Genomic DNA, 26,671 nt, shown 5'->3' with positions numbered 1-26,671 from the left:
AGCAAACTCTAAAGCAATTTGCTCACTGGCTTCCGCTGCTAGAAATTCATTAAAGGATGCAGTAGGATGCACAGGATCGATAAAAGCAAACTCCTCTATATTTCCACTACCTGAACTAATATTGAATCGCTCCTTGACTTTGTTGGCGATCCTGTTCAGGAAAGTGGGTGTATCTCCCGCTTGCGCGCTAGCAAAGAGAGACTCGTTATTATCATCATCATTGAATCGCTCCTTAACTCTGTTGGCGATCCTGTTCAGGAAAGTGGGTGTATCTCCCGCTTGCGCACTAGCAAAGGGCAATGCAAAATCTTGATCATTATCGTCTTCCTCTAGATCCATGTTGCTGCTGGCGACCAAGTCATCTAAAAAGAGGTCTACCTGTGATAATAAATCCTCAGATGTCGCGCCAGCGACAGCATAGATAACGTTTTCTTCCTGTACATCTGGAGCAGTGGAAACTGTAAACCTAGAAATTAAAGTATCAGGATCAATCCCTAGGTCTTCTGCAATTGCCTCACTCAAAACCAGTCCATTGGAAGCTTTTCCATTACTGTAAGGGGGATTTGGAAAAGGTGATGGCAGCCCTTGTGCTTCTAATCTGGCTGTCAGGTTGCCGCCCCCTTTTCCGCCATCTAATAAACTATCTCCAAAAATGATTAATGTCATAATGCACTCCTCAATTCACCCTAAATTTTTGATTGTGCTACTGGCTAGCTACAGAAGTTAAGGCAGGTTTTATCTTCTATACGTAAGTAGATTTATAAAAAAATTAGCCACTGATCAAAGCTACGATAGTATAATATGAGTTTACGCTTAACTTTGTTATGATAGCTAAACATTACATTAACACAAAATTTACTTGTTTATACTCAAGATTCACTTGGTTGTAGTGACTTCAACAATTTCAAGGTTAAGTAAAAACTTTCACCTCTCACCAATCAATCAGTCTAAAATCAGGAGCATGAATCTTCGCGAGCTAAATAGCCAGTTCTTCTCAATGAGACTAAAACCATGATTTCTGAATTACTTAAACTTAGTTTGAATCAAGTAAGTGAGCCCATTTTATTGACGCTTGCAGATGGGTCTTTTTGTGAAGTGAATTCAGCTGCGATCGCGCTTTTGGGATTGTCTCGCCAAGAACTGTTACAGAAAACTGTCTATGATATCTTTCCTAACTTTCAGCTCAAGCATTGGCAAGGATTACAATATAACAAAAAAATCTTATATCAAGATCAAATCGTTACCGCCGATCAAGAATCTAAAACGTTTGAAGTTCACGCTGAATATTATGAGGATCCAAGTGGGGCGGGTGCTTCTTTACTTTTAAAACCAATCCCCCCCCCTACGGTCAGTCCTAAAAAAATAGCAATAGCGGAGCAAGAGAACTTATTAAGCTTAATTATTAATAATATTCCGCAACAAATTTTTTGGAAAGATCGGAATCAAGTTTATTTAGGATGTAATCGGTATTTTGCAGAAGTAGCTGGCTTCAGTGATCCAGCGGAAGTCGTTGGTAAAAATGATTATCAACTGAATAGAAAAAATAGCTATGTAGACTCCTATCGCCAATGGGATCGGAGAGTGATAGAAGAAGGAAAAGCAATTTTAGATCTAGAAGAACCTTATTATGATGCTAATGGGACAGAGGGAATCATGTTAACGAGTAAAATTCCACTAATCGATGATCGAGGTTCTATTGTGGGGTTAGTTGGAATTTGCACTGAGATCACTGAACCCAGAAAAATGCCAGATCGATTCTTTGAAGCGAACCCAATTCAAGCATTACCAAACAGCAACCCAAATCTGACAAAATTAGAAGCACAATTACAGAAAGCCTTAGCAACCGAAAAAGAAATTAATCATCTTAAAACAAAAATTATTACCACGATTTTATTTAAAAATGGCACACCACTGAGTCGAATTGTCATGGCAACAAGGTTACTGAAAAAATATAGAAAGCAGCTATCTGATCAAAAATTAGAACAATATTTACAGGAAATTTCTGCTGCTGTCGGATCTCTTAGTCGTATACACGAAGACATGCTTACTTTCAATGGTTTTCCGTCTGCAAGCCAAGCATTCCAATTTGAACCCGTGAATCTTATTGAAATTTATCAGACAGTAGTGGCGAATTTTATGGGCTTAAATCCCCTTCACCATGAGCTGAAACTTCACCAGAATCAAGATGAAATTTGGCTGAAGGGAGATAAGACGTTACTCTCTCATTTAATCAATCATTTCCTCGCTAATGCATTCAAATATTCTGAAGAAGGCAGTACTATCTCCGTTAGTATCGAGAAGCAAGAGAATAGAACGATTTTCCAAGTCGCTGATGAGGGAATTGGCATCGCTCCCGAAGAGCAAAAAAAACTATTTGATGCGTTTGATCAAGATGGTCTTGCTAGTAACAGGAGTGGAATGGGGTTAGGATTATTGATTATTAAATATGTAGCAGCGATTCATCAAGCAGACATTACCGTTGAAAGCGAATTGGGAAAAGGCAGTACGTTTACTGTATCTTTCCCCAATGATCCCCTAACAAGATCAAGTTAAACGGTCTATGAGTTCTCTCTCTCAAGATGAATTTACGCAGAATCCGGTGACCATTTAACAGTGTTTTCTTGGCCCCAAAATCCTGTGAATTTCTTGACTTTGACATCGCCAAGAACTTGCACCTGACAGGATAAACGTCGCGTTGTACTGCTTTGGTGCGGGGGTAAAGACAAGCGCAGTTTTTCGCGCTGACCCGGTGGAGAAACGTCTCCTTCAACTGCCACGGTACAGGTTCCGCAGGTGCCCAGACCATGACAATTAATCACACGGGCATTGCCATTATAGAGATCAATATTGTTCTCTAGGAGGACTTTGCGGAGATTCGCCCCGCGATCGCAGGTAAAGGTTTTTCCTTGAGCCATAATTTGCGGCATAATGATCCTTCCCTCCCATGAAACACTCTAGTTCCATTCTAAACGCCGACCCTGTAGTCACTATAAAAAACTTTAAAATGCCTGGATCCACTCTTTAACCTGATACTCCGTCCAAATCCCATTTTGCCAATACGGATCATTTTCTACGAGTTGCCGGACAGTGGCTTCATCTGGCGCATCATACAAGGCAAAAACTTGCTGTAAGTCTTTAGTGGGACCAATCGTGAGTAAGGTCCCCTCTTCTTTCTGTGCCTTTAAACCGTCTAAATGCGCTTGGCGAAAAGGCGCTCGTTTTTCTTCCACATTGTCACAATAACTGCCCCACATTACATACTTCGGCATTTTCTTAACTCCTTAAGGTGACTGTAAATTCTTGGGTAAGTGCTTTACGAACTTTTTCTAACAGCGGTTCTACTTCTTCATCGGTCAAAGTGCGATCGCGTGCTTGATAGGTCAAGCTAAACGCTAAACTGCGCTGTCCTTCTGGAACATTCTCTCCGCGATACTCATCGAAGAGTTCCACATTTTCCAACAGGTTACCCCCGGCTTTTGTCATTACCTGCATCAAATCGGCAACAGGCAGATCAACGGGGGCATAAAAGGCAATATCTCTTGCCACTGCCGGATAAGTTGAGAAGGGAGAGAAGCGGGATTGCGAGAGATTCTTTTGCGCTAAGGCGCTTAACAAGACTTCGAGATCGAAACTAAATACATAGACCGCTTCGGGCAAATCATGATCTTGGCGAAATTGAGGATGGAGTTGTCCGAACAGCCCAAGACGCTGCTGGTCGAGGGAAATGACGGCAGTGCGACCGGGGTGCAAGCGTTCATCTTCTTGGGTTCCTGCATAGGTGACGGTAACACCTAACCGCTGCCAAACCGCATCCAACAGCCCTTTGGCTTGATACCAGGTCATCGGTTGTCCGGAGGTTGTCCAACGTCCTTGGGGAAACATCTCACCCCCCATAATTCCTGCCAGGGTATCCGCTTCTCCCACGCCGGTTTCTGTTTGCCAAAACCGTCGTCCAATTTCAAAGGCATTAAGTGCGCCATTGCCTCGGGCAAGGTTGTAGGAAAAGGCATTGACCAAACCACTAATTAATTCAGTGCGGAGGGCGGAATATTCTTGAAAGAGGGGATTGGCTAGAGTAACAGCATCTCCTTCCGGTTTTACCAGAGAATAGTGGAGAACTTCTGTTAAACCCACTGCCCGCATGGCTTCCCGGATGCGATTTTTGTTCTGTTGCCGAACCGATAACGTCCCCGGTTGGCTTTTTTCCGGGAGCGTATCGCAGAAGGAGTCATAACCGTAGAGACGAGCGATTTCTTCAATCAAATCAATTTCTCGTTCTAAATCGCGATCGCGATAGGGGGGAACAATGACGTTCCAACTTTGATCTGTTGGATTCCTTTGCATTTCGCAGCCTAAAGCAGTGAGGATACCCTCTACATCGTCTGGGGTCAATTTGCCATCCTCCCGGTTATTCACCTGACCTAACAGTTGATGAATCCGGTCTAGACGCAACGTTAGCGTTCGCTGTCGTTGTTCGGGGTGGAGGCGATGATCCGCCATGGCTTGTTGAGTGGGGGTGCCTTGCGCTAATTCTTGCAGCAGCGCGATCGCGCGTTGATTGGCTCGTTCCAGTTCCGCTTGATTCACCCCTCGTTCATAGCGGGTGGAGGCTTCTGTGCGTAAGCTTTGCACTCGTGCCGAACGCCGAATGGCAACCGGTTCAAATAACGCTGCCTCTAAAATAATATTTTCTGTTTGGTCATAAACTTCCGTTTCTTCACCCCCCATCACCCCAGCCAGGGCAACGGGAACATCATTAGCCGTGATCAGCAGATTATCGGGATTGAGTTCACGGGCTTGCCCATCCAGCGTGGTTAAACTTTCTCCAGCTTGGGCTAACCGCACCCCTAACGTCAAGGAATCTCCTCCTGCAACTGACTGCAGGCGTTCGCGATCAAAGGCGTGTAACGGTTGTCCCCATTCCAACAGCACATAGTTGGTAATATCAACCACATTATTAATCGGACGGACCCCAGCTGCTTGTAATCGGCGTTGTAACCATTGAGGGGAGGGGGCAAGTTTTAAATCAGTCACTTCCGTACCCATATAAGCCGGGCAAGCCTCCGTTGCTGTCACCTTAATGCTAAGGGCAGCTTTGCCAGTGGGAATATTTTGCTGTGGCGGTTCTGGAAGCCTTAATTGTTTCCCCGTTAACGCTGCTACTTCTCGCGCTACTCCGACCATACTCAGTGCATCAGCCCGGTTCGCGGTCGTTGTTAAATCCAGCACGACATCATCCAGTCCCAGTAAGGGATAAACCGGTTCCCCAGGAGTAAGCGTTTCTTCGCTAAAAATATGGATGCCATCTGACTCTTTTTCTAACCCCAACTCCGCAAGGGAGCAGATCATCCCTTGTGATGCCACACCACGCAGTTTGCTGCGTTTAATTTTCAAATCTTTCACGGGCAGATAAGAGCCCACGGTTGCTACGGGAACATAAGCATTTGCCTGCACATTCGCTGCACCACAGACAATATTTAAAGGCTCTGCACTACCAACATCAACGGTACACACACTGAGTTTATCAGCATTGGGATGGGCATTCCGTTCTAAAACTTTACCAACGACAACGCCTTCGGCAAAAGCACGACGGTTTTCAATTTCTTCCACTTCAAACCCAGCAATGGTTAACGTTTCCGCTAGGGCTTCTGGGGTGAGATCAATCTCAACAAATTCCTGCAACCAGTTTAGAGAGACTCGCATCGACTTGTTTGGTGCTATAAAAAAACTCAGCCTTCTTATTGTGACCTAAAAGAGGGTTGGTTTCAAGCGCTGCAACGGGTTGCCAGTTGTTTACCGCTCAAGCTGTGTTTTTTCTCAATCAGTGAGGTATGCTATAGATAACTTCAAGTAGATTGATATTTTAATTTAATAGTGTTTTCTCTCACTTTTTAATTAACCTCAGATCCGTTGCAATCGTAACAGCAAGATTACCTTGTGTTTGCTTAAGCTCAACTCATTTCGACCACCGTATTTCTAGACTAACAAGATGATTTACTGTCTGAATCCGTCTTGCCCGCAGCCGAGAAACCCCAACAAAATTAGAATCTGTCAAAGTTGCGGTAGCGATCTCAAACTTCATGGTCGTTATCTAGTAGGAAAAACACTAGGTCGAGGCGGTTTTGGCGCTACCTTTTTAGCGGTCGATACCAGTTTACCCGGGAATCCCGTTTGTGTGATTAAGCAACTGCGTCCAGCCAATAAAACCCCGAGTTTCTTGAAGATGGCACGGGAATTATTTCAACGAGAAGCAGAAACCTTGGGTAAATTAGGAAATCATCCCCAAGTTCCTCGCTTACTGGATTACTTTGAAGCCCAAGAGCAGTTTTTCTTGGTCCAGGAGTTTGTTAAAGGCTCTAATTTGCAAAAGGAAGTCAAAACCAATGGCCCCTTGAGCGAAGCTGGGATTCGCCAATTTTTGACCGAAATTTTACCCTTATTTGAGTATATTCACTCGGAAAAAGTCATTCACCGCGACATTAAACCAGCGAATATTATTCGTCGCGACATTGATAAGAAATTAGTTTTGATTGATTTTGGGGCCGTGAAAAATCGGGTGAATGAGGTAATGGCAGCGGATATGTCTAACGATAACCCACTCACTTCCTTTGCTGTCGGAACTCCTGGCTATTCTCCCCCCGAACAAATGGCAATGCGTCCCACTTATGCCAGTGATATTTATAGCTTGGGGGCAACCTGTATTTATCTTCTTACGGGGCGATCGCCAAAAGATATTGGCTATAACGCCCGCACTGGGGCTTTAGATTGGGAAGATTATGTGCAGGTGAGTGCTCATCTGAAAAAAGTACTACGGAAAATGCTGGAAATGGCAGTGCGCGATCGCTATCAGTCTGTCCAAGCTGTTCTAGATGGTTTAGAAATGGAAGCTTATGAAGAGAGCTTGTCGCAGGGGCTTGTTAAACGAAAACCCATTAATAAAACAGAAAATACTGAGCAACCGGAGTCTTCTACGAGTTGGAATAGTAAGTTAGCGGAGTCAATTCGTCAACGTCGGACTCGGATGGGCTTACCGACCAGTCGCACGCCTGAGCGCAGCCAAGGTTTTACCAGTGGTGAGCGCTCCAAATCGCTAGCTTCTCGAAAGTTGACAGCAGAACAAGTTACTCAACAATACGAACAAGGGAGACGGGATTTTTCTCAAGTTAATTTATATCGCCTAGATTTAGAAGAAAAGGATTTGAGACAGTGTATTTTTCGTGATGCAAATTTGATGCAGACCAACCTTCGCAAAGGAGATTTAAGAGGGGCTGACTTTGCCAATGGGAATTTAAGACGAGTGGTGCTGCGAGAAGCAAAACTGAGTAATACGTTTTTTAGTAATGCTGATTTACAAAAAGCTGATTTACGTAAAGCGGATCTTACCCTTGCTAATTTTCAAGATGCTAAGCTGACTGAAACAGATCTCTCCGGTGCCAATTTAACTAATGCCAAAATAAGCGATAAGCAATTAGCGCAAGCAAAAACCAACTGGGCAACAATTTTGCCGAATGGAAAACGTGCTTTATGGTAGTCATCACTAGAAGCACAAGCCCCGTTGCTGTCGATTATCTTTTAGTAATGTTTTCAAGTTAGCGCGATCGCAGAAAATGCTCGAACGCTGGGAAAAGCGGCGAATTTTTGGCGTTCTAGAACAATTCCGAGCGGAATACGTCATCTGTCCCTAACAAACACTATTTTTTTGTGTATTAAATCATGCAAAAAATAAAAAAAAATCACTTAATAATAAAAGTGGCGGTCGCCTCTCTCCTGACAATTTTCATGGGAGGGATTGGAGAAACCGATGCTTCTCCGCTTCCCCAAGACAAGCTTCTAGGGCAAACTAACGTCAAGGAAAACAATACTTATGAAGAATTTCGTTCTTTCCTCATGGATGCTGTGAGCAACCCTAACTATTGGGTATCTTACCAAATGGAAATGACCGATCATCCCACGATGATGGTTGAGCAGTGGATCAAAGGGGAAAAGTTTCGGCTTGATACTCAATTGCAGGGTACAACAGCTCGTCTGTATCGCAGGGGCGAGCAAGTGACCAATTGTCTTGCGCAGGGAAATACTTGGACCTGCTTTCGTCTTCCTAGCCTGAATCAATTGACAGGACCCGGTATTCAGGGATTGGAAACCTTGGAAGAGATCAAAAATAATCCCCAAGCCTATCGCAATCACATTACTGCTGCTGGAATGCGGGTAATTGCTGGAGAAACCACAACTTGCTTTAAAGTCAACCAACTTGAAACTAGGGATCCTTGGTTATCTTGCTACTCCAATAACCACGGTATTCCTTTATATATGGAAGGTCAGTATGAAGAAGGAACTTGGAAAATGACTGCCACTGACTTTCAAACCTCAGTGAGTGATCGTGCTTTTTCGCTACCTGCCCAACCGCAATCTCTTCCTGGAATGCCCAATGGTTTCACAATTCCCAATCGGTAGCTTTTGTATCTTGCAGTCGGTGTTCTCAGGCAGGTCTCAGCTGAGGCGAAATAATTTGATAAAGTTATGATGCGCCCTTATGACTTGAACAGGAGAACATCTTTTGGGTATCGACCTTCGGAGTTACGTCTATTTAGATAGCCTACAAGCGCAACATGCTGCCTATATGGGAACGGTCTCACTGGGCTTTTTACCCCTACCCGGCGATACTTCCCTGTGGATTGAAATTTCTCCCGGTATTGAAATTAATCGTATTACCGATGTTGCCCTAAAAGCAACCAATGTTCGTCCTGGAGTCCAAGTTGTAGAACGGCTTTATGGATTGTTAGAAATTCATTCTTCTCAGAAAGGAGATGTCAAAATTGCAGGCGCAGCGATCTTAGATGCCCTAGGCGCATCCGAACAAGATGGCTTAAAACCGCGAGTGGTTTCCAGTCAAATTATCCGCAATATTGATGCTCATCAAGCGCAAATGGTAAACCGCACTCGGCGGGGTCATATGTTGCTCAAAGGGGAAAGTTTATATGTGTTTGAGGTGGAACCTGCTGCCTTTGCTGCCCTTGCTGCTAATGAAGCGGAAAAAGCAGCTAACATTAATATTTTACAAGTGTCTGCTGTTGGGAGTTTTGGGCGCTTATATTTAGGGGGGGAAGAAAAAGATATTATTGCTGCCTCTTATGCAGTTAAATCTGCGATTGAAAATGTGCGCGGACGAGAGGAAATGGCGAGTACTAAAGAGTAGCTGTACCGCAAACATTTCGTCTCTCATGCCAGTAGCAATCATTAAGAATCGGGATGAGGGAGTCGGAATTTGATCTTTCCACTTCCCAAGTTCCCGATTTTTAGGATTTGAATTAGATGCAAAGAGATGATTGTCAATTACTGTTGATAATCATCAGCCCAAAGAATTAAACCTAACTCATGGGGATGCGCCATATACTGGTTTTTAGGCAACACTCGCAAGGATAGCCCTTGTAACCCACTGGAATGATAAGCAAGGGATCCTTTAAAGATCGTTCCTGCTGCAGAAGACTCGCCCGTATATTCCATTGGTATGGGAGTACCTTTGATGATTTCGCCAGCACTGTTTAGGCTTCCCAAGTACAATTCTACGCTGACATCATCTGGTTTCAAACCGGCTAAGTCTAAAACTGCTTTTACCTCAACGGTTTCATTGACCACGATGTCTGTTTCTTCAGAAACGTCGATGCTTTCAATGCGGATATCATACCAGCGTTCAAAGACTTGTTTTTTCCATTCCGCAACTGCTTTGGCATTGGCATAATTGTTCTCTGTCATTGCAAAATAGCGATCGCTGCTAGGGAAATAGCCCTCGGTACTGTAATCCCGAAGCATCCGCGCCGTATTAAACTGTGGGGTATTGAGGCGAATGGCATTTTTCATTTTCTGCACCCAACCCCGAGGCACACCATTGGTATCCCGGTTATAGAACAACGGCATGATTTCTTGTTCTAAGAGATCATAGAGGGCATTGGCTTCCACTTCATCCTGGTATTCTTGGTCTTCGTAAATTTCGCCTTGACCAATAGCCCAACCGGTTGCCGTATGATCCGCTTCATCCCACCAGCCATCTGGAATACTGAGGTTAGGTAGTCCATTCATGGCTGCTTTCATGCCGGAGGTCCCCGATGCTTCCCGGGGGCGGCGAGGGGTATTGAGCCAAATGTCACAACCAGAAACCATGGCTCGTGCCACATGAGTATCATAATCCGGGACAAAGACTAAATATTCTTCAATTCCCTCTTCTCGCGCGGTATGAATCAGTTCACGAATCAATTCCTTCCCAGGCATATCTTTCGGGTGAGCTTTCCCGGCAATCACAAATTGCAAACGGCGTTCCGGGTTGCCCATGATGATTTTCTTAATCCGTTCAATATCCCGCAGGAAAAGGGTAGCGCGTTTGTAAGTCGCGAAACGGCGGGCAAACCCAATGGTTAACACATCAGGATCAAGGGCTTCTGCTGCTTTATCTAACTCCGCTTGGCTGGCACCGCGTTGACGTAATTTTTTCGCCAACCAATCCCGAACCATGACGACCATATCGGCGCGCGCTCGTTCATGGTTGCGCCAGAGTTCATCATCCGGGATGGAATTCACTTTGTCCCAGAGGGGGTTTTCTGGTCCTTTTTCCGACCAGCTGGGACCTAAGTAGCGGTCATAAAGTTGTTGTTTTGATTTGGTAACAACGCTGCGGGCATGGACTCCATTTGTAATCGAGGTAATGGGAACTTCTTGCTCCGGCAGTCCTTTCCACATCCCTTTAAACATATCCCGTGAGACTTCGCCATGAAGTTTACTGACACCATTGAGGAAGGAACTGGTGCGCAGAGCCAGAGCTGCCATACTGAAGGGAGAGGATAAATCACCGGTATTTTCCCGTCCCATCGCTAAAAATTCTTCTCGGGATAAGTCAAAAATGTCGGCATAATGCCCCACATAATACATGGTTTGATCCGGGTTAAACATATCAAACCCGGCAGAAACCGGCGTATGCGTGGTAAACATCTGGCTCGCCTGTACCATTTGCTTGGCTTCATCAAAGCTCAAGCCATTATCTTCAATCAAGCGACGCATCCGTTCTAGGACCAAGAAAGCACTGTGTCCTTCATTGAGGTGGAAAACGGTGGGGGTATAGCCGAGGGCTTTCAGGGCGCGAAAACCACCAATTCCGAGCATCATTTCTTGGTGAATCCGCATATCGAGATCCCCACCATACAACCGGTCTGTAATGTTGTGGTCGTATTCAGAGTTCCCTTCAATGTTGGTATCGAGGAGATAGAGACGAACCACTCCCACATCAATCCGCCACACCCGAGCGTGAACGGTGCGTCCGGGATAGTCCACTTCAACTTTCAATTCAGAGCCATCGGGATTACGTTCCAAGTGCAGCGGCATATTACTGAAGTCGTTGACCGGATAAGCTTCTTGTTGCCACCCATCTGCATTCAAATATTGGGAGAAATAGCCTTCTTGATAAAGCAAGCCTACTGCGACCAGCGGTAAGCCTAAATCACTGGCTGATTTGAGATGATCCCCGGCTAACACTCCCAAACCGCCAGAGTAGAGCGGAAGACAATCGGTTAAGCCATATTCCGCGCAAAAATAGGCGTAGCATTCTTTTTGGGCAATTTGACCCCGATTTTTCCGAAACCAGGTTCGCTCTTGTAAATAGAGATCTAACTGCTGTTCCGCTCGCTCCATTTGGGCAATAAAACCTTCATCTTCAGCCACTTCAGCGAGGCGTTTTTGACTGATATTTCCGAGCAAGGAAACCGGGTTATGACGACAAGATTCCCAAAGTTGGTTATCTAAACGTCGAAATAGGTCTTTGGCTTCAATATCCCAATCCCAATGGATGTTATAAGCCAGCTTTTTCAACGGCTCTAATTTGGGGGGGAGGGAGGGGGAAACGTTAAAGGTACGAATTGGCTTCATAAATTTCTTCTGCTGGCGTGTTTTAGAATTCCGACTTTTCGCCTAACTATTTTGCAAGCAATAATGCCCCTCACCCCGATTTCTTAATAGTTCATTATGCTTTGCCAGATTATTCTAGATCATTATCTGCGATCGCGTCGCTTCCCCCGCGATAATCTTCTCCCATGAGTTGGGCAATTTCTTCATCTTCTTCCAGATATTTCTCATTTTCACTTTCTAGGCTTTCTCTGGGCATCAGCCGATTGTTCTGTTCTAACCAATCCAACAGAGAGGTATCTTGTTTAAGTGGAATGACAGTTGCCGGTTCGTAACGCGGTTCTTGACGCAGAGACGGATTATTCATTTTTGTCGCAGTTGAATTCAGTGCACCATACTATAGTGTAACGTGAACGCTTTTTTTCTCTTTGGCTAAAATGCTGTCTCATTATTCGTCTGTTTGGCAAACGGAAATCCTTAACCTGTTGCGAGGCGCCTCGGGAGGATTTCTCTTTGGCTTACCTTTGCTCTACACGGTTGAGGTGTGGTGGATTGGGTCAAGTACCACTCCCGCTTGGATGTTGCTTGCTTTAGGGATTACCTTTTTTGTGGTTTACTTACTCAATCAAAGTGAGGGCTTTCGCAGCTCTCTAGACATTCAACCCATTGATGCCTTCATGGAAACCGTAGAATCCATGAGCATTGGTGTGGTCTGTGCTTTGTTTTCTCTAATTTTGCTGTGTCGGATTACTCTAGATACCCCCCTCAATGAAGCCTTAGGGAAGTTAGTCTTTGAGTGTATTCCATTTGCCATTGGGGTTGCCCTGGCTCGTTCTACCCTGCGCGGCGATCGCGCCCCTCGCACCGTAAAAAAAGCCCGTCGCCTTCCGCAAAACAGTATTTTTCAATCCCTGCTTGCGGATCTGGATGCGACCTTGATCGGTTCCCTGATTGTCGCCTTTAGCATTGCCCCCACCGAAGAGGTTTCTCTCTTATCCGCTTCCATTTCTCCCCTCTGGTTAATCCTAATTATTCTCTCTTCACTGGCTATTTCTTACTGTATTGTCTTTGTGGCTGGGTTAACCAACCAAAAGGAACGTCGCCAACAACAAGGGCTTTTGCAACAACCCATCAATGAAACCTTAATTTGTTATTTAGTGTGTTTATTAGCATCAGCGCTGATGCTGTGGTTTTTCCAGCAACTGAGTTGGCATGACCCTTGGCAAGAATGGCTAAGTGATACCCTAATTTTAGGATTGCCAGCAACAATTGGTGGCGCAGCGGGTCGATTAGTGATATGAGCGAAGCACAAGAACAATCTCAAGGGAAGGCAGCCTCTACCGCTTCGGAAAAACGAAATTGTGCCGAATGGATCACCTTTTTGATCAGTAGTTGCATTCTGTTAGCACTAATTGGGTTAATTCTTTATGATTGGCTTTTAAGTCAACAGTCGCCCCCGGTTTTACAGGTGAAAACCGAAGCCGTGGTAGAAATCAGAGAAGGACAATTTTATCAACCGTTTGTCCTGGAAAATATGGGAGGAAGTTATGCTGAATCCGTGCAAGTGATTGCTTCTTTGACGATTAACCCTCCTGACGATTTGGAAGTGGGAGAACAAGAAATTTCTTTTCTGGCAGCGGGAGAGAAAAAGAGCGGTTATTTTATCTTCACTCATGATCCCCGTGAAGGTGAGTTGAGTGTGAGAGTAGCCAGTTATCGTTAATGCCTTATTAACGAATGACTGATGATTAATGACAAACTCCCCTGGATGTAAAGACCTTTCATGGCAGGTCCTGATAAATATGGTATGATTTTTGGGAAATCTCTCCACTGGTTGGTCAGCGGGGCTGAGGAAACTTGCAAGTTAATGTCAGAGATGGGAAGCCGTAAAAGATGAGTAATATAAGAGTCATTTTAATTGAAGACCATGATTTGACTCGCGTTGGCATTCGCACTGCGCTCGAACAACGGGGTGAAGTTACGTTTTTAGGGGAAGCAGTTAATGCTAAAGAAGGCTTGGCATTAATTGAAGAAAAGCAACCGGATGTCGCGATCGTTGATATTGGTTTACCTGACATGGATGGGATTGAGTTGACCACTCGCTTCAAGCAAGCCCAAGCCGAGAATGATGCCCTTAAAGATGTCAAAATTTTAATTCTGACCCTTCAAGATAGCCAAGAATATGTTTTAGCTGCTTTTGCGGCTGGGGCTGATTCTTACTGTATGAAAGATATCAGTTTTGACTTACTCTTAGAAGCGCTGCGAGTGACAAAAGAAGGCAGTTCTTGGATTGATCCCGCGATCGCGCGCGTTGTCATTTCCCAAGCAAAAACCATTTCTTCCCCTGAAGAAGAAGCAAAAACCCGACAAATCAGTGCGTCTGAACCCGAATATGAACAATTAGTTGAAGCCTATCCTTTGACAGAACGGGAATTGGAAGTTTTACAACTGATTGTCGAAGGAGCCAGTAACGCCGAAATTGCCGAAAAACTTTACATTACAGTGGGAACCGTGAAAACCCATGTCCGCAATATTTTGAACAAACTCTGCGCCGATGACCGAACCCAAGCAGCGGTTCGAGCGTTACGTTCGGGCTTAGTGGGATAATTAACGATTAATAAGGGACGAGTGACAATTGACACGAGCAAAGGAAAAAAACTTAGATCAAGTCAAGGAAAAATTACTGCATCTGCTCGCAACAGAAGCTTACCAGGAAGGAGATTTTACCCTTTCCTCCGGGCAAAAAAGTTCTTATTATGTCAATGGCAAGCCCGTTTCTTTGAGTGCAGAGGGCGCATTAGCGATTGGACAACTGTTTCTATCCAACTTACCGACTGACACAGCAGCAGTTGCGGGTTTAACCCTAGGGGCAGATCCTTTAGTTAGTGCTGTTACCGTTGTTTCTGCTTATGAAAATCGCCCTATACCGGGAATTATCGTCCGAAAAAAGCCAAAAGGGCATGGGACGAATGCTTACTTGGAAGGGAAAAAGCTTCCTCCCCAGTCAAAAATTGTTGTTTTGGAAGATGTGGTGACGACCGGTCAATCGGCATTGTTTGCGGTAGAACAACTGCAAGCGGCTGGCTATGAAGTGAGTGAGATTTTAGCCATCATTGATCGCGAACAAGGCGGGAAAGAGTTATATCAAGAACGCGGCATTCCATTTCAGGCGCTTTTCTCTATTTCTGATGTGCAGGCTTATACACAGTGCATTTCTGCTGCGAAATAGGGAAAAAGGTTACTGGAGGCGTTGTTAATTATTGGGAAGCAGACAATTAAAGATTCGCCCCGGTTCGGCTGAGTTCGCCGAAGCCTCACCTTGTCTACCCATCTCCTTGTCTTAGTAATTAATTAGTTACTACTTTAAGTGTACTTAGAAACATCTTCCTTACATTCATCAGCAAGAAAAGATAACGCTCGGAAACGCAACCCTACTAGTTGCTCATAAAGGGGATTCAGTTTACATAAGGGGGGAATATGAACCAATTTGTGACCAAAGAGTTTGATATCCCGTTCAAAGGGACATTGCGAAGGCACTAATTTACAAATAAATCTTGCTACCCGAGGATCATCCACTTCCATCCCATCGAGCCAATCCCGGACTGGTTTCAAAACATCAGAATGCGGATGACTGGGATAATCTTGCTGTTCATTTTCTTGGAGGGAGACAGTTGCCCCAGTTTCTTGAGACTCGCGATTGTACAGGGTATGTTCTAGGGTTTTGAGTGCTTCCACTTCGAGATTAAGGGCTTTACAGAAAGAATTTAAGAGGTCAGCTTCTGGACGAGAGTAAACGCCATCAGCCACTGCAACCATTACTGCAGTACGGAGGAAATTTTCGGCAACTTTCTTATCTTGACCCAGCGTCGTGGCTAGCTCTTCTGGGCTAATTAAATCAATTTGATTCAACTCGAGATCTGGCGTCAATTCTTCTTTGGTAATTTTTGTGATCAGATGCTTCTCTTCAAGATCAAAGTCTCCATCGGCCCAAGCAACAGTTAACAGACCACGGATCCAGGCAGAGGCTTCTTGATTAGATTTAGGTTGGGATAATTTCGTGAAGCTAGTCATAGTAAATTTGTGCAATAAGTTGGATACTGCGATTATTCCCCTGAGGCGAGTCGGTAATTAACACACCCTGTCGTCCCAATAGAGAGTTTAATTCCTATTTTTCGGGGATCAAGGCATTCTGTTACAAAAACTTAACATATTTACAATTCTTACTATAACTTCATGACTTTTCATATACCTGATCCAAGAGAGAGATCTTTGTAATGACTAAAAATCCATATGAGCAACTAGTTATATAAAATTTCAACCAAAACCCCCTCCTTCTATTCTAAGCCAGAGTGAGGGGGTGAAGGGGTTAATAATGAGGCAGCCTAGATATTGAGGAAATGGAAATAAATTCCTGCCACAATAAAGTTAACGGCGAGTAGAACTAATGCCCAAATGGTACGAAACCGATAGGGGGGTTGACCGGATTGAGGAACCGGCATTTTATCTGCTGACGTTTTTGCCATAATTTTGTCTTCCTTATTTTTATTGATTGGTTGAATGAGAGAATTAAGCCGCCTCTCCGGCGTGGTATGAACTGCGCACAAGGGGACCTGAACGAACGTGAGCAAATCCCATTTCTTGCGCGATCGCGCCGAGGCGATCAAATTCATCTGGTGTCCAATATTTTTGCACAGGGCGGTGTTCTAGGGAAGGGCGCATATATTGTCCGAGGGTGACGCGATCGCACTCAATTGCCCGTAAATCTTGTAAGGTTTCAATTACTTCTGCTTCTGTTTCCCCGTGTCCTAGCATCAACCCGGATTTCGTGGGAATTGTGGGGTCAATTTCTTTTACAATTTTTAATACCTCCAGGGAACGGTCATATTGTGCCCCACGACGCACTGGACCTTGTAAACGCGGAACCGTTTCGACATTATGGTTATAACAAGCCGGCTTCGCTGCGACTACGGTTGCCACGCGATCGCGCTGTTTTTGCTGTGAATCTTTCCCCCCCCAGAAATCTGGCGTTAACACCTCAATTCCTGTCCCAGGGGAGCGTTTCCAAATCGCTTCCATCGTTTTTACAAACCAACTGGCGCCACCATCTTCAAGGTCATCTCGTGCCACTGAGGTTAACACGGCATACTTTAACCCTAACGCTTCTACCGCTTCCGCCACTTTCTGCGGTTCTTCCGGATCAAGGAGCATTGGGGCGTGACCTTTATCCACTTGACAAAATGCACAGGCTCGGGTACAAGTTGCTCCCATTAAGAGAAATGTTGCTGTTTTGTTACTATAACATTCGCCTCGGTTGGGACAACGCCCTTCTTCGCAGATGGTGTGAATATCGCGCTGTTTAACCACCTGTTGTACGGTTGAAATTTCACTGGCATTGCCAATGGGACGTTTTAACCAAGACGGTAGCGCCGTAATTTCTTCCCGCCATTGTTGTCTGGTTTGAGAGTTCGTTGGTTTTGTCTGATTTGCCATTGATTATCCATCGTTTCTTACTTACTATTTCTAACAAATCATCGTTGCAGTTGTTAGACACAAGCTAACGCACTCTTTCCTGGATTAACTTTTCAATCTCTTCAACATCAGAGTGAGACTGTGGCAAACCGAAAGTTTCTGGAGAAGCATCGGCGGTAAAGCGGTCAACAAAGAGGTGAAAGGCATTTTGATCATTGGGATGAGCAATCACATAGGCTCGCAGTTCAGATTTAGTCATTTTCTTGAATTCATCTTGACTCACAAAAACCTCCAACGACCATTACGGTAAATTTCTATCTCTATCTTATCGCCAGCTAGAATAAATACGTTTCCCGTTCTTTCATCAAGCCGAACCACGAAAATAGGCATAAAGGAATTCGTGAGTGATTGGCATAGTGTTATACACATAATACCCTGATCAGCAGTTGGCATTGATACCCTCTTAGATTGAATGCTGTGTCGTTAAAATTTTCAGTAAAAAGTGACAACTTAAAGATGATGGAGTTTAAACACATCAGTCAGTGTGGCACAGTATGGAGTTAAACCAAAAGTTTCTGGGTTGACTGGGTTTTCGTGGCTAAAGTGGCGATATTGTAAACAAAAGCGATCCCACTGCGCCATTTCAATGCGAAAAAGAATAATCAAGAAATTGGCTAACGTTATAGATAGCGGAATGCGAAAATAAATGCGTTTCTGAAAATATTTGCATAGATTTTCAATGAGTTGATTGGCTGTAATTTTTGGACTGCCTAAAACGAATTCTCGAGGGATTGGATCCGGCGATTGATGATGAATTAAATAATCAACTGTCGTCGCAATATCGTGGGCATGAATAAAGTGAAAACTGCCGTCTGCTTTTAACCAACGCGCTAAGTTAACCCATTTTGCTACTTCCGGAAGTCCTGAAGAAATATGAGAATAGGGTTTATTTTGATCACCTCCTAAAACTAAAGTCGGGAAAACAATGCTTAATTTATAAGCAAGAGGATGTTGTTTGATCTTAAAATAACATTGATATTTAGAGCGAATATATTCAGTTCCCACTTCTCCGGCTGGTTTTAAGGGTTGGTGATGATAATCGAGAATACTAGCAGTAGAAAAATAAATAACTTGCTGACAAGTTTCAGAATCTAATAAGTCTAACAGGTCAAGGGTGCGATCCACATTAATCCGAAATGTTTGAGCTTTTCCGCCCCAAATGGTTGCTGCTAAAATGGCAACATCAATGGTTTTTAATAAGTCTTCAAACTGGTGAATTTCTTCTAAATCGCCCTTTAAAATATGAATGCGCGATCGCGCTTCCGGATTAAACTGAATTTTTGCCGGATTACGAACTAAAAAAAATAGTTCGTGATTCGTATTATTAATTAAATCTTCAGCAAGGTAGTGACCAATGCAGCCACTTCCACCCGTGATAAAAATTCGCATTCTGACTTTTAAACAATTAATATTTTGATAAACTGATAGACTATAGCAAGTTTAACGATAAATGTCCCGACGGTGACCAACTGCTACAACAAGCACTAAGAGAACATCATCTTGAATTTGGTAGATAACTCGATAATTTCTAATCCGAATTCGATATAAGTTATTCTCACCAGAGAGTTTTTAACCCCTAGTGTTCGTGGAGTCTCTGACAAGTTACGAATCGCATTCTTAAGGAGAGTTTGCATCTCACGGGGAATTGCTTTTAGTTGTCTTTTGGCTTTGGGTAGGATTTCAATCCGATACATTAATTGATCTGATCGTAAGTTCTTTTTCAACTTCTTCCCAAGGAACCGGTCTTTCTTCATTAGCAATCGTTTCAGCAATCGCATTGCGCGCTTCCGTTAAATCTAGGTGATCTTCTAAAGCTTCTGGATCAATAATTGCGAGTTTTCCTTCTTCAAGGTGATCAATTAGTTCTGACACGGATAGATTAAAATCAGCAGCAATTTCTTCAAGGCTTCTCCGAGAATGAGTTGTATCAATCATAGTGAATTTTTTCTATCTATTTATTTATTTTTTAAGTCATTCAGCTATTGATCAAACTGTAACGCATTATCAACTGGGTGAGTTTTTCTCACCCATCCAACTTAACTTTAAATGAGTAACTATCCTTGTTTTGCCACTTCAAAGAAATGTCTGACATTATCTTCTGGGGTTCCCGGTAATACCCCATGACCTAAGTTGAGGATATGTCTGCGATTTTCTCCTTTACGAATGGTTTCTAAGACGCGATCGCGAATGAAATCTTGCGATCCAAATAAAACTCCCGGATCAATATTTCCCTGAACTTTTGTCTCTTGTCCAATCCGTTGTCTGGCTTCAGCCAAATCAACCGTCCAATCTAAACTAATAATATCAAAACCTGTCTTTGCCATCCGCTCTAAGACCCCAGCACTGCCGCTAATATAGAGAATCAAGGGAGTATCGGGATGGGTTTGTTTGACTTGCTCAACGACTCGTTTCTGGTAAGGTAAAGCAAAGATTTCGTAATCTTGTGGAGAAAGTTGACCCGCCCAAGAATCGAACATCTGCACGACTTGTGCGCCGCAATCAATTTGGTAACGGACATAGCGCGCGATTGAGTCGGCAACTTTGCCTAAGAACTGATGTAAGAGTTGGGGTTCTTGAAACGCCATTCCTTTGATATTGGCATAATTTTTTGAGGTTCTTCCTTCAATGGCATAAGCCCCTAATGTCCAGGGTGCACCGACAAAGCCTAAAACTGTGGATTGATTCCCCACTTCTTCCCGTAACGACTTGAGAATGGTTTTAATAAAAGGCAGTGAACTTTCCGGATCTAGCGGACGCATCTGATCGACTTGTTCTTGGGTGCGAATCGGCGGATCAATAACCGGTCCTTTACTTTCCACAATATCAAAGTCAATGCCCATCCCTGGTAATGGTGTGAGGATATCAGAGAACAGAATCACGCCATCCGGTTGAAACGCCCGCCAAGGTTGGAGTGAAATTTCAATAGCGAGATCCGGATTTTCCGAACGTTCCCGAAAACTGGGGTATTTATCGCGTAAATCGCGGTATTCTTTCATGTATCGTCCTGCTTGCCGCATCATCCACACGGGTGGACGTGATACACTTTCTCCACGGGCCACTTTCAATAAAGAAGGAAGTTCACTCTGACTTGACATAGATTGATATTATCTGAAATTTTTTAACGCATCCGTTAGCTTATCATTTTGTTTTTGGGATTGGTGAGAACCTTCTGAAAAATGCAAAAATCTGATATGTTATTGGTCATTGGTCATTAGTCATTGGTCATTAGTCATTGGTCATTAGTCACTGGTCATTGATTACGGGTCGCTACTATCGTTTGTTTATCCTGTATTGAGCCTTGTCAGAACCTTTAATTCAAGCGGTTGAAAAAGCCAGTTCTTCAGAAGAATTAGTCAAAGCGGTGTGGGCACTCAGTCGCAGTCAATCGGAAGCGGCAATTCCCATGCTGATTAAAGTGTTAGGATTTAATAATCCGGGTGCAGCAGTGGCTGCGGTAGAAGGATTAGTCCAGTTAGGAGATGTTGCAGTTCCCACTCTCATTCACGACCTTGATGGCTATGATTATGGGGCGAGGGCATGGGCAATTCGAGCGTTATCGCGGATTGCAAACCCAGAAGCATTAGAGATTTTATTGGATGCAGCAACCAGCGATTTTTCCCTCAGTGTGCGTCGGGGGGCTGCGAAAGGTTTGGGGCAGTTACGCTGGGATGTTTTACCGCCAGAAGCCAGAGAAACGGCGCAGAGAAAAGTTTTTGAAACGCTGAAGACAGTTGCAACGGATGAGGAATGGATTGTGCGGTATGCTGCAATTGTAGGGTTAGAGTCACTGGCGAAACAAGTTTTTACAGCAGAGATTCAGGAATATTTACAGCAACGACAGGAAGCAGAATCGGATTTAACCGCGCGATCGCGCACCGAATTTGCTTTACGGAACCTTGATGCTTTGAGTTAAATTCTCTTCAATTAACGTTTAATTTCATGGGGAAAATTTGGCACAAGTAAAGACTGTTTTAATTCCCCTTCTGGATTATAAAAGGTTATTTTTTCATGATCGTTGTTATGTTGTGCAAGTCTCTGTGTTCTTTGTGCCTCTGTGGTTAAATTCATAGTGCTCAATTTGAGAAAGAGTATGGCCAAATGTCTGATCGCCCTTACAATAAACATTGACTGATTGATTGTCATCTCCAGAATGAAACGACTCCAACTTTGCGGATATTTATGCGGTTTCAGTTTCAGTGTAATGGGAATAGTGACTCCGAGTGTTGCCTTACCCCCACCGGAGGATACCCCAGAAGAGGTATTGCGGACTAAAATTATACTGGAAGCGCGATCGCGCATTGATGGTCAGCCCTTAACCGCAGCTGAATATGCACAATTACAAGTGGAATTAGCTCAATCCCCCTATCCTCCAGAGTTAAGCCCTCAAATTCAAGAAACGATTTTTCTCTTACAAATTCGTCAAATGCTGCGCATTTTAACGCCATTCTAGGCAAGTGAGAAGAAATCGGCATAAATAGCACTCACGTATCACCCATAAAAAATGTCCCAAAACCTGACCCCAGAACAAGTCCAAAAAATTGTCTCCAACCAGCATCCTAACCCCTTTACCGTTCTGGGGGCACATTTAATCGAAACACAAGAAAATCAAAAAAAGTGGGCAATACGGGCTTATCTTCCTCAAGCTAAAGCCGCATGGGTGCGTTTACCCGCAGCCCGAGAAGAACACCCCATGCACGCCAGTCATCATCCTCAATTTTTCGAGTGCATCATTGATCTCGATGGGGAACCTCTCATTAACTACCAACTCCGCATCCAAGAAAAAGAACATGAACGGGTGATTTACGACCCCTATGCCTTTCCTTCGCCTCATTTTACAGAATATGACCGCTACCTCTTTTCAGAAGGAAATCATCACCGCATCTACGAAAAACTAGGGGCACACCCCACAACTGTCCGAGGAGTGACGGGCGTTTACTTTGCTACCTGGGCACCAAATGCCCAAAGTATTGCGATTATCGGCGATTTTAACCACTGGGAAAAGGGACAGCATCCCATGCAAAAGGGAGAAAGCGGGATTTGGGAACTGTTTATTCCAGACGTGCAAGTAGGAGAACGCTACAAATATTTGATTAAAGGGGAGGATGGTGAGATTTATGATAAATCTGATCCCTATGGCTTTCAGCAAGAAGTGCGCCCAAATACAGCATCAATTGTCACCGATTTGAATACTTATACTTGGGGCGATAGCAACTGGCTGGAACAACGGCGTCACTACAATCCGCTGCAATCTCCGATTTCAGTTTATGAGGTTCATTTGGGGTCTTGGTTGCAAGGGTCAGTCAATGATCCGCCCCGCAGCTTACAGGGGGAAGTGTCTCCAGTAACGATGTCCGGTGAAAATTGGGAAGCAAGGTTTCTCACTTACTATGAACTTGCCGAAACTCTGATTCCCTATGTGAAAGAACTGGGCTATACCCATATTGAATTGCTGCCGTTAGCCGAACATCCCTTTGATGGGTCTTGGGGCTATCAAGTGACGGCTTATTATGCTTGTACCTCTCGCTATGGTACCCCTCAGGATTTTATGTATTTCGTCGATCAATGTCATCAAAATGGCATTGGCGTCATTCTCGACTGGGTTCCCGGACACTTTTCTAAGGATATTCATGGTTTAGCCCTCTTTGATGGCACCCATCTTTACGAACACCCTGATCCGCGACGAGGAGAACATAAAGAATGGGGCACCTATGTTTTTAATTATGCGCGTCCCGAAGTCCGGAATTTCTTAGAAGCCAATGCCCTATTTTGGCTGGATAAATATCATCTGGATGGCTTACGAGTGGATGCAGTAGCGTCAATGCTATATCTAGATTATCAACGGCAAGAGGGAGAATGGTTACCCAATGAGTATGGGGGAAGAGAGAATTTAGATGCAGTGGCGTTTCTCCGGCAAACCAATTATTTGTTATTTAGCTATTTTCCCGGTGTCGTCTCTATTGCTGAGGAGTCCACCGCTTGGCCGATGGTGTCTTGGCCCACTTATACCGGCGGTTTAGGATTTAACCTGAAATGGAATATGGGTTGGATGCACGATATGCTGGACTATTTCAGCATGGATCCTTGGTTCCGCCAGTTTCATCAAAATAATTTAACGTTTAGTATGTGGTATCACCACAGTGAGAATTATATGCTGGCGTTATCTCATGATGAGGTGGTTCATGGCAAAAGCCATATTCTAGGGAAAATGCCAGGGGATGAATGGCAAAAGTTTGCCAATGTTCGCTGTTTATTCGCGTTTATGTTTACTCATCCTGGCAAGAAGACGCTGTTTGCATCGATGGAGTTCGGACAATGGAATGAATGGGATGAACAGACGCCATTAGATTGGTGGTTATTAGAGTATCCTTTCCATCACCGCCTCAAAAACTATGTCGGCGACCTCAATCGTATTTATCGCCAGGAACCGGCGTTATATGAACAAGATTTTGCTGAGGAAGGCTTTGCTTGGATTGATTGTAATGACCACCGTCATAGTGTTGTGTCGTTCATTCGTCGCGCCCAAGACAGTGCTGATTTTTTAGTCGTTGTTTGCAATTTTACCCCCCAACCCCATAGTCACTACCGCGTTGGTGTGCCAACGGCAGGCTTCTATCAAGAAATTTTCAATTCCGATAGTCGCGAGTATGGCGGCAGCAATATGGGGAATTTAGGGGGCAAATGGACGCAAACGTGGACGTTTCACGAACAGCCATATTCCCTGGATTTGTGTTTACCGCCTTTAGCGGTAGTCATTTTTAAGCTAGATCCAGAGAAAACCAAGGAGACTGAGGAAACGAGTTAGGCTTTGGGTCGGATGCCTTTACTTTGGAGGCACTTTTGGAACTGTTGTTCGTCTTCACTCACTTGGTAATCTGCGGTATCTTCTTTCAGGCGAAAGACGCGTTCGAGATAATCGTTGCCAAACTTCGCGATCGCGCTTTGCAAGTCCCCTTTGCCATAGTTTTCTGGTAAGCATTCTACGACAGCAGTTAAGTCCCTACCTTCGGAATCAATGAATTGCCCTTCATCGGCTTGCGCGGGATGACTGGTGATGGTCTGTAAACAGGCAAATCCAACGACAAAAGCAATCAGGAGAGCGCGTTTCAGTTGTTGCCAGAGGGGGTGGTTAAACATAAGATTAAGTTTTGTAACACTTCTCTTTTTAGTTAAGCAAAGATCAAGTTGGTTTCCCCTCCCTCATGAGGAATGTATTTGTTCTTGGGAAGTCATTAGTCATTAGAGTGTTTCCGTAAATTCTTAATGAATTACTTGACACTTGAAGTCACTTGTGCAGCTCGAGCAACGGGGATGGTAAAGTGAAACTGCGTTCCTTGGTTTTTACCCCTTGATTCTGCCCAAATTTCGCCGCCCCATTTTTGGACGATTTGACGGCAAATGGCTAAACCAAGACCGGTGCCGCCGGTGGTGCGCTGTAATGCCCCTTCCTCTTGATAAAAGCGGTCAAAGACAGTTTCTAAACGGGAGGGTTCAATGCCTCTACCCGTATCAGCGATAGTGACTTTCACTTTGTCTTGATTGTCCGGTTCAGCGGAGAGGATAATTTTGCCATTGTTTTGGGTAAATTTACAAGCATTATCTAACAATTTGGCTAAGACTTCCACTAACCATTCCCCATCCACATAAGCAAGCGGGAGATTGGCTTCGGCATGGTTTTCGATAATCGGTAAAGGGGTTTCGGTATTTTTACCGCGAATATTACTCAGGGATAATTCGATACATTCTTCCACGGACATCGGTTCGGGGTTCCACTCAATGCGCCCACTTTCCAGGCGCGAGAGGGTGAGGAAGTCTTGTACCAAACGACGCATGCGTTCGGCATCATTGAGGGCGGTAGAAAGCATCACTTGTCGCAGTTCTTCCGACATATCCGGTTCACTCACCAAGCTTTCTAAGCAAACCTGAATCGTGGAAAGGGGAGTGCGCAGTTCATGTCCGGTAATCGCAACGAGGTTAGAACGAGTTTGTTCTAGGGCTTCGAGTTGTTCGTTGAGGGCTTCCAGATTGGTATAGGCTTCAGCTTGGGTGAGGGCAAGTCCGATTTGGGGCGCGATCGCTTCTACTAGTTCGATATCCTGATCACTCCAAGCGGTTTCCTGCTGATCGCAATGATGGAGTTCAATCATGCCAATGACTTGTCCTTGATACAACAAGGGAACCAATAGCCAGCTATAAATTTGGTGTTCAGCAACAAGAGAGGATAATAGTGGATGATTTTGAATCATCGAATCGGTAGCGGTATATTGGATATAAACTGGCGTTCCCTTTTCACGGACATTGTGTAGAAGAGGATTTTTTTCAATAGGCCACACTTCATCTTTAAGAGAACTGATATTGTTGCGTAAGAATTCGTGTTCAATGGTGGCAGTGGTGGTATCAGGACGACAGCGATAGACTAAGCAACGACATGCCGAGAGGGCTTCTCCCACTTCTTGAACGGTAATCTCAAGAATTTCTTGCAGGTCTAAAGATTGACGGATGGCATTGGTTAAAGACCGTAATAAACGTTCTTTTTCTTCTTTTTTCGCGATCGAGCTGTAAGCCCGAATCACACGATATTGTCCTGCCTGCAAATGGGTCACCAGCCGTTCCACAAAGGCATCAGGGTTGACGCGTTCTGAGGTTGATTCCGCTTTTAGCGTCTCTTGTAGATAGTTGTTCCGAGCGGTTTCAATTTGGCTTTCTAACTCGGGTCGATAGTATAAAATTTTATCGAATAGCAGAGAAGTTGCTGTTTTTGTGACCTCGGGATCAAAGGTCCAAATGCCTTCAAATCGTCGTGCAGAATCTAAAGCAACAGGTTGGTGAGTCTCATTAGAAGGGCATTCCCGACAAATGAGGCAACTACTAAAGGTTTTGCCAATAACGGTTAAGTGCCATTCTTGAGCGAGGGCATCTTCAGGATCAAAATTGATTGTTGTACAAGTTTGCTCATTTTCTCGAAATGAGGTGTCCAGCGCCGAAAAAATATAGATATGATTGCTTTGTTTTCCTAATCGACGATAACGATGGGCTTCCTGCCGATAAAACCGTTCTTGTTGAAAACTTGCAATGACCAGTGGGGGATCGGCGGTTGCAAAAACTTGATCCTCCATGGCGTGGGAAAGAGCAGTCAAGGAGGATTTGAAATAAATTTGGGTTCGCAAGTGCGGCAGTTGTCCCAATAACTCCGTCACTAAAGAAGTCGATCTGTGCATTAACAGGGTCGATATTGTTTCTCCATCACCAAACGCAACTACCC

Annotated in this window: 26 protein-coding genes and 2 pseudogenes; 11 read left to right on the top strand and 17 right to left on the bottom strand. The window is 44.3% G+C overall.

Translation table 11 applies throughout. From position 1 onward, the window contains the following. A partial coding sequence (locus GVY04_09775; protein NBD16407.1) for a hypothetical protein occupies nt 1-666 on the bottom strand: 666 nt, incomplete at its 3' end. Nucleotides 667-1,011: 345 nt separating this feature from the next. Between GVY04_09775 and GVY04_09770 the strand changes: the two genes are divergently transcribed. Then, on the top strand, nt 1,012-2,553 hold the full coding sequence (locus GVY04_09770; GenBank protein NBD16406.1) for a PAS domain-containing protein: 1,542 nt from the start codon (nt 1,012-1,014) through the stop codon (nt 2,551-2,553). Nucleotides 2,554-2,585: 32 nt separating this feature from the next. Here the strand turns inward: GVY04_09770 and GVY04_09765 are convergent, their stop codons facing one another. The 3 genes from GVY04_09765 to GVY04_09755 form a co-directional block, all read right to left on the bottom strand. Beyond that, nucleotides 2,586-2,927: a 2Fe-2S iron-sulfur cluster binding domain-containing protein gene (locus GVY04_09765; GenBank protein ID NBD16405.1), complete on the bottom strand. Its 342-nt coding sequence runs from the start codon at nt 2,925-2,927 to the stop codon at nt 2,586-2,588. A gap of 72 nt (nt 2,928-2,999) precedes the next feature. Further along, nucleotides 3,000-3,269 (bottom strand): hypothetical protein, encoded by a 270-nt coding sequence (locus tag GVY04_09760; protein ID NBD16404.1) that lies wholly within the window; start codon nt 3,267-3,269, stop codon nt 3,000-3,002. A gap of 4 nt (nt 3,270-3,273) precedes the next feature. Further along, a complete protein-coding gene (locus tag GVY04_09755; protein NBD16403.1) occupies nt 3,274-5,703 on the bottom strand; it encodes a phenylalanine--tRNA ligase subunit beta in 2,430 nt (809 codons plus the stop codon). Nucleotides 5,704-5,989: 286 nt separating this feature from the next. Between GVY04_09755 and GVY04_09750 the strand changes: the two genes are divergently transcribed. Further along, nucleotides 5,990-7,531, top strand: coding sequence for a protein kinase (locus GVY04_09750; GenBank protein NBD16402.1), 1,542 nt, complete (start codon nt 5,990-5,992; stop codon nt 7,529-7,531). Nucleotides 7,532-7,537: 6 nt separating this feature from the next. On the opposite strand, the gene GVY04_09745 is transcribed toward GVY04_09750, so the two are convergent. Further along, nucleotides 7,538-7,675, bottom strand: coding sequence for a hypothetical protein (locus GVY04_09745; protein ID NBD16401.1), 138 nt, complete (start codon nt 7,673-7,675; stop codon nt 7,538-7,540). A gap of 38 nt (nt 7,676-7,713) precedes the next feature. On the opposite strand from GVY04_09745, the gene GVY04_09740 reads away from it, so the two are divergent. Both GVY04_09740 and GVY04_09735 read left to right on the top strand, forming a co-directional pair. Continuing rightward, on the top strand, nt 7,714-8,451 hold the full coding sequence (locus GVY04_09740) for a hypothetical protein (protein NBD16400.1): 738 nt from the start codon (nt 7,714-7,716) through the stop codon (nt 8,449-8,451). 103 nt (nt 8,452-8,554) lie between these two features. Continuing rightward, nucleotides 8,555-9,193, top strand: coding sequence for a hypothetical protein (locus GVY04_09735; GenBank protein ID NBD16399.1), 639 nt, complete (start codon nt 8,555-8,557; stop codon nt 9,191-9,193). Between the two features lie 137 nt (nt 9,194-9,330). Here the strand turns inward: GVY04_09735 and glgP are convergent, their stop codons facing one another. Both glgP and GVY04_09725 read right to left on the bottom strand, forming a co-directional pair. Continuing rightward, nucleotides 9,331-11,907, bottom strand: a complete 2,577-nt coding sequence (gene glgP, locus GVY04_09730) for an alpha-glucan family phosphorylase (protein NBD16398.1) — start codon at nt 11,905-11,907, stop codon at nt 9,331-9,333. A 109-nt stretch (nt 11,908-12,016) separates the two neighbouring features. Next, nucleotides 12,017-12,250: a DUF3134 domain-containing protein gene (locus GVY04_09725; protein NBD16397.1), complete on the bottom strand. Its 234-nt coding sequence runs from the start codon at nt 12,248-12,250 to the stop codon at nt 12,017-12,019. Nucleotides 12,251-12,320: 70 nt separating this feature from the next. On the opposite strand from GVY04_09725, the gene GVY04_09720 reads away from it, so the two are divergent. The 4 genes from GVY04_09720 to GVY04_09705 all read left to right on the top strand — a co-directional run bounded on the left by GVY04_09720 (nt 12,321) and on the right by GVY04_09705 (nt 15,112). Continuing rightward, complete coding sequence (locus tag GVY04_09720; GenBank protein ID NBD16396.1) at nt 12,321-13,184, top strand: TIGR02587 family membrane protein; 864 nt, start codon at nt 12,321-12,323, stop codon at nt 13,182-13,184. After that, nucleotides 13,181-13,606 carry a TIGR02588 family protein gene (locus GVY04_09715; GenBank protein NBD16395.1) on the top strand — a complete coding sequence of 142 codons (426 nt, stop codon included), beginning with the start codon at nt 13,181-13,183 and terminating at the stop codon, nt 13,604-13,606. Before GVY04_09720 ends, GVY04_09715 begins: the two co-directional genes overlap by 4 nt. A gap of 170 nt (nt 13,607-13,776) precedes the next feature. Continuing rightward, the gene (locus GVY04_09710) at nt 13,777-14,490 is read left to right on the top strand and encodes a response regulator (protein NBD16394.1); all 714 of its coding nucleotides are present in this window, start codon (nt 13,777-13,779) and stop codon (nt 14,488-14,490) included. 28 nt (nt 14,491-14,518) lie between these two features. Beyond that, nucleotides 14,519-15,112, top strand: coding sequence for an orotate phosphoribosyltransferase (locus tag GVY04_09705; protein ID NBD16393.1), 594 nt, complete (start codon nt 14,519-14,521; stop codon nt 15,110-15,112). A 134-nt stretch (nt 15,113-15,246) separates the two neighbouring features. Here GVY04_09705 and GVY04_09700 read toward each other — a convergent pair whose 3' ends face one another. The 7 genes and pseudogenes from GVY04_09700 to GVY04_09670 all read right to left on the bottom strand — a co-directional run bounded on the left by GVY04_09700 (nt 15,247) and on the right by GVY04_09670 (nt 20,507). After that, nucleotides 15,247-15,954, bottom strand: a complete 708-nt coding sequence (locus GVY04_09700; GenBank protein NBD16392.1) for a nitrogenase — start codon at nt 15,952-15,954, stop codon at nt 15,247-15,249. Between the two features lie 311 nt (nt 15,955-16,265). Further along, nucleotides 16,266-16,406 carry a photosystem one PsaX gene (locus tag GVY04_09695; GenBank protein NBD16391.1) on the bottom strand — a complete coding sequence of 47 codons (141 nt, stop codon included), beginning with the start codon at nt 16,404-16,406 and terminating at the stop codon, nt 16,266-16,268. A gap of 43 nt (nt 16,407-16,449) precedes the next feature. Next, entirely contained in the window at nt 16,450-17,373 is a 924-nt protein-coding gene (gene lipA, locus GVY04_09690) for a lipoyl synthase (protein ID NBD16390.1), read from the bottom strand. A 489-nt stretch (nt 17,374-17,862) separates the two neighbouring features. After that, nucleotides 17,863-18,801: an NAD-dependent epimerase/dehydratase family protein gene (locus GVY04_09685; GenBank protein ID NBD16389.1), complete on the bottom strand. Its 939-nt coding sequence runs from the start codon at nt 18,799-18,801 to the stop codon at nt 17,863-17,865. Between the two features lie 51 nt (nt 18,802-18,852). Further along, nucleotides 18,853-19,106, bottom strand: a pseudogene (locus tag GVY04_09680) (type II toxin-antitoxin system RelE/ParE family toxin). After that, nucleotides 19,093-19,347 (bottom strand): hypothetical protein, encoded by a 255-nt coding sequence (locus GVY04_09675; protein ID NBD16388.1) that lies wholly within the window; start codon nt 19,345-19,347, stop codon nt 19,093-19,095. The pseudogene GVY04_09680 and the gene GVY04_09675 overlap by 14 nt, the downstream one beginning before the upstream one ends. A gap of 119 nt (nt 19,348-19,466) precedes the next feature. Continuing rightward, nucleotides 19,467-20,507 carry a uroporphyrinogen decarboxylase gene (locus tag GVY04_09670; protein NBD16387.1) on the bottom strand — a complete coding sequence of 347 codons (1,041 nt, stop codon included), beginning with the start codon at nt 20,505-20,507 and terminating at the stop codon, nt 19,467-19,469. A 218-nt stretch (nt 20,508-20,725) separates the two neighbouring features. On the opposite strand from GVY04_09670, the gene GVY04_09665 reads away from it, so the two are divergent. Further along, nucleotides 20,726-21,325, top strand: coding sequence for a HEAT repeat domain-containing protein (locus GVY04_09665; protein NBD16386.1), 600 nt, complete (start codon nt 20,726-20,728; stop codon nt 21,323-21,325). Between the two features lie 11 nt (nt 21,326-21,336). Here the strand turns inward: GVY04_09665 and GVY04_09660 are convergent. Continuing rightward, nucleotides 21,337-21,417, bottom strand: a pseudogene (locus GVY04_09660) (Uma2 family endonuclease). Between the two features lie 145 nt (nt 21,418-21,562). Between GVY04_09660 and GVY04_09655 the strand changes: the two are divergent. Both GVY04_09655 and glgB read left to right on the top strand, forming a co-directional pair. Beyond that, nucleotides 21,563-21,862: a hypothetical protein gene (locus GVY04_09655; GenBank protein ID NBD16385.1), complete on the top strand. Its 300-nt coding sequence runs from the start codon at nt 21,563-21,565 to the stop codon at nt 21,860-21,862. Nucleotides 21,863-21,913: 51 nt separating this feature from the next. Beyond that, nucleotides 21,914-24,214: a 1,4-alpha-glucan branching protein GlgB gene (gene glgB, locus GVY04_09650; protein ID NBD16384.1), complete on the top strand. Its 2,301-nt coding sequence runs from the start codon at nt 21,914-21,916 to the stop codon at nt 24,212-24,214. Here glgB and GVY04_09645 read toward each other — a convergent pair. Beyond that, a complete protein-coding gene (locus GVY04_09645) occupies nt 24,211-24,546 on the bottom strand; it encodes a hypothetical protein (GenBank protein NBD16383.1) in 336 nt (111 codons plus the stop codon). The genes glgB and GVY04_09645 overlap by 4 nt on opposite strands. A 131-nt stretch (nt 24,547-24,677) precedes the next feature. Beyond that, nucleotides 24,678-26,627 (bottom strand): GAF domain-containing protein, encoded by a 1,950-nt coding sequence (locus tag GVY04_09640; GenBank protein NBD16382.1) that lies wholly within the window; start codon nt 26,625-26,627, stop codon nt 24,678-24,680. Between the last annotated feature and the right edge of the window lie 44 nt (nt 26,628-26,671).

The sequence above is a fragment of the Cyanobacteria bacterium GSL.Bin1 genome, assembly GCA_009909085.1.
Classification (GTDB): Bacteria; Cyanobacteriota; Cyanobacteriia; order Cyanobacteriales; family Rubidibacteraceae; genus Halothece.
This window is presented reverse-complemented; position numbering and strand designations above follow the sequence as displayed.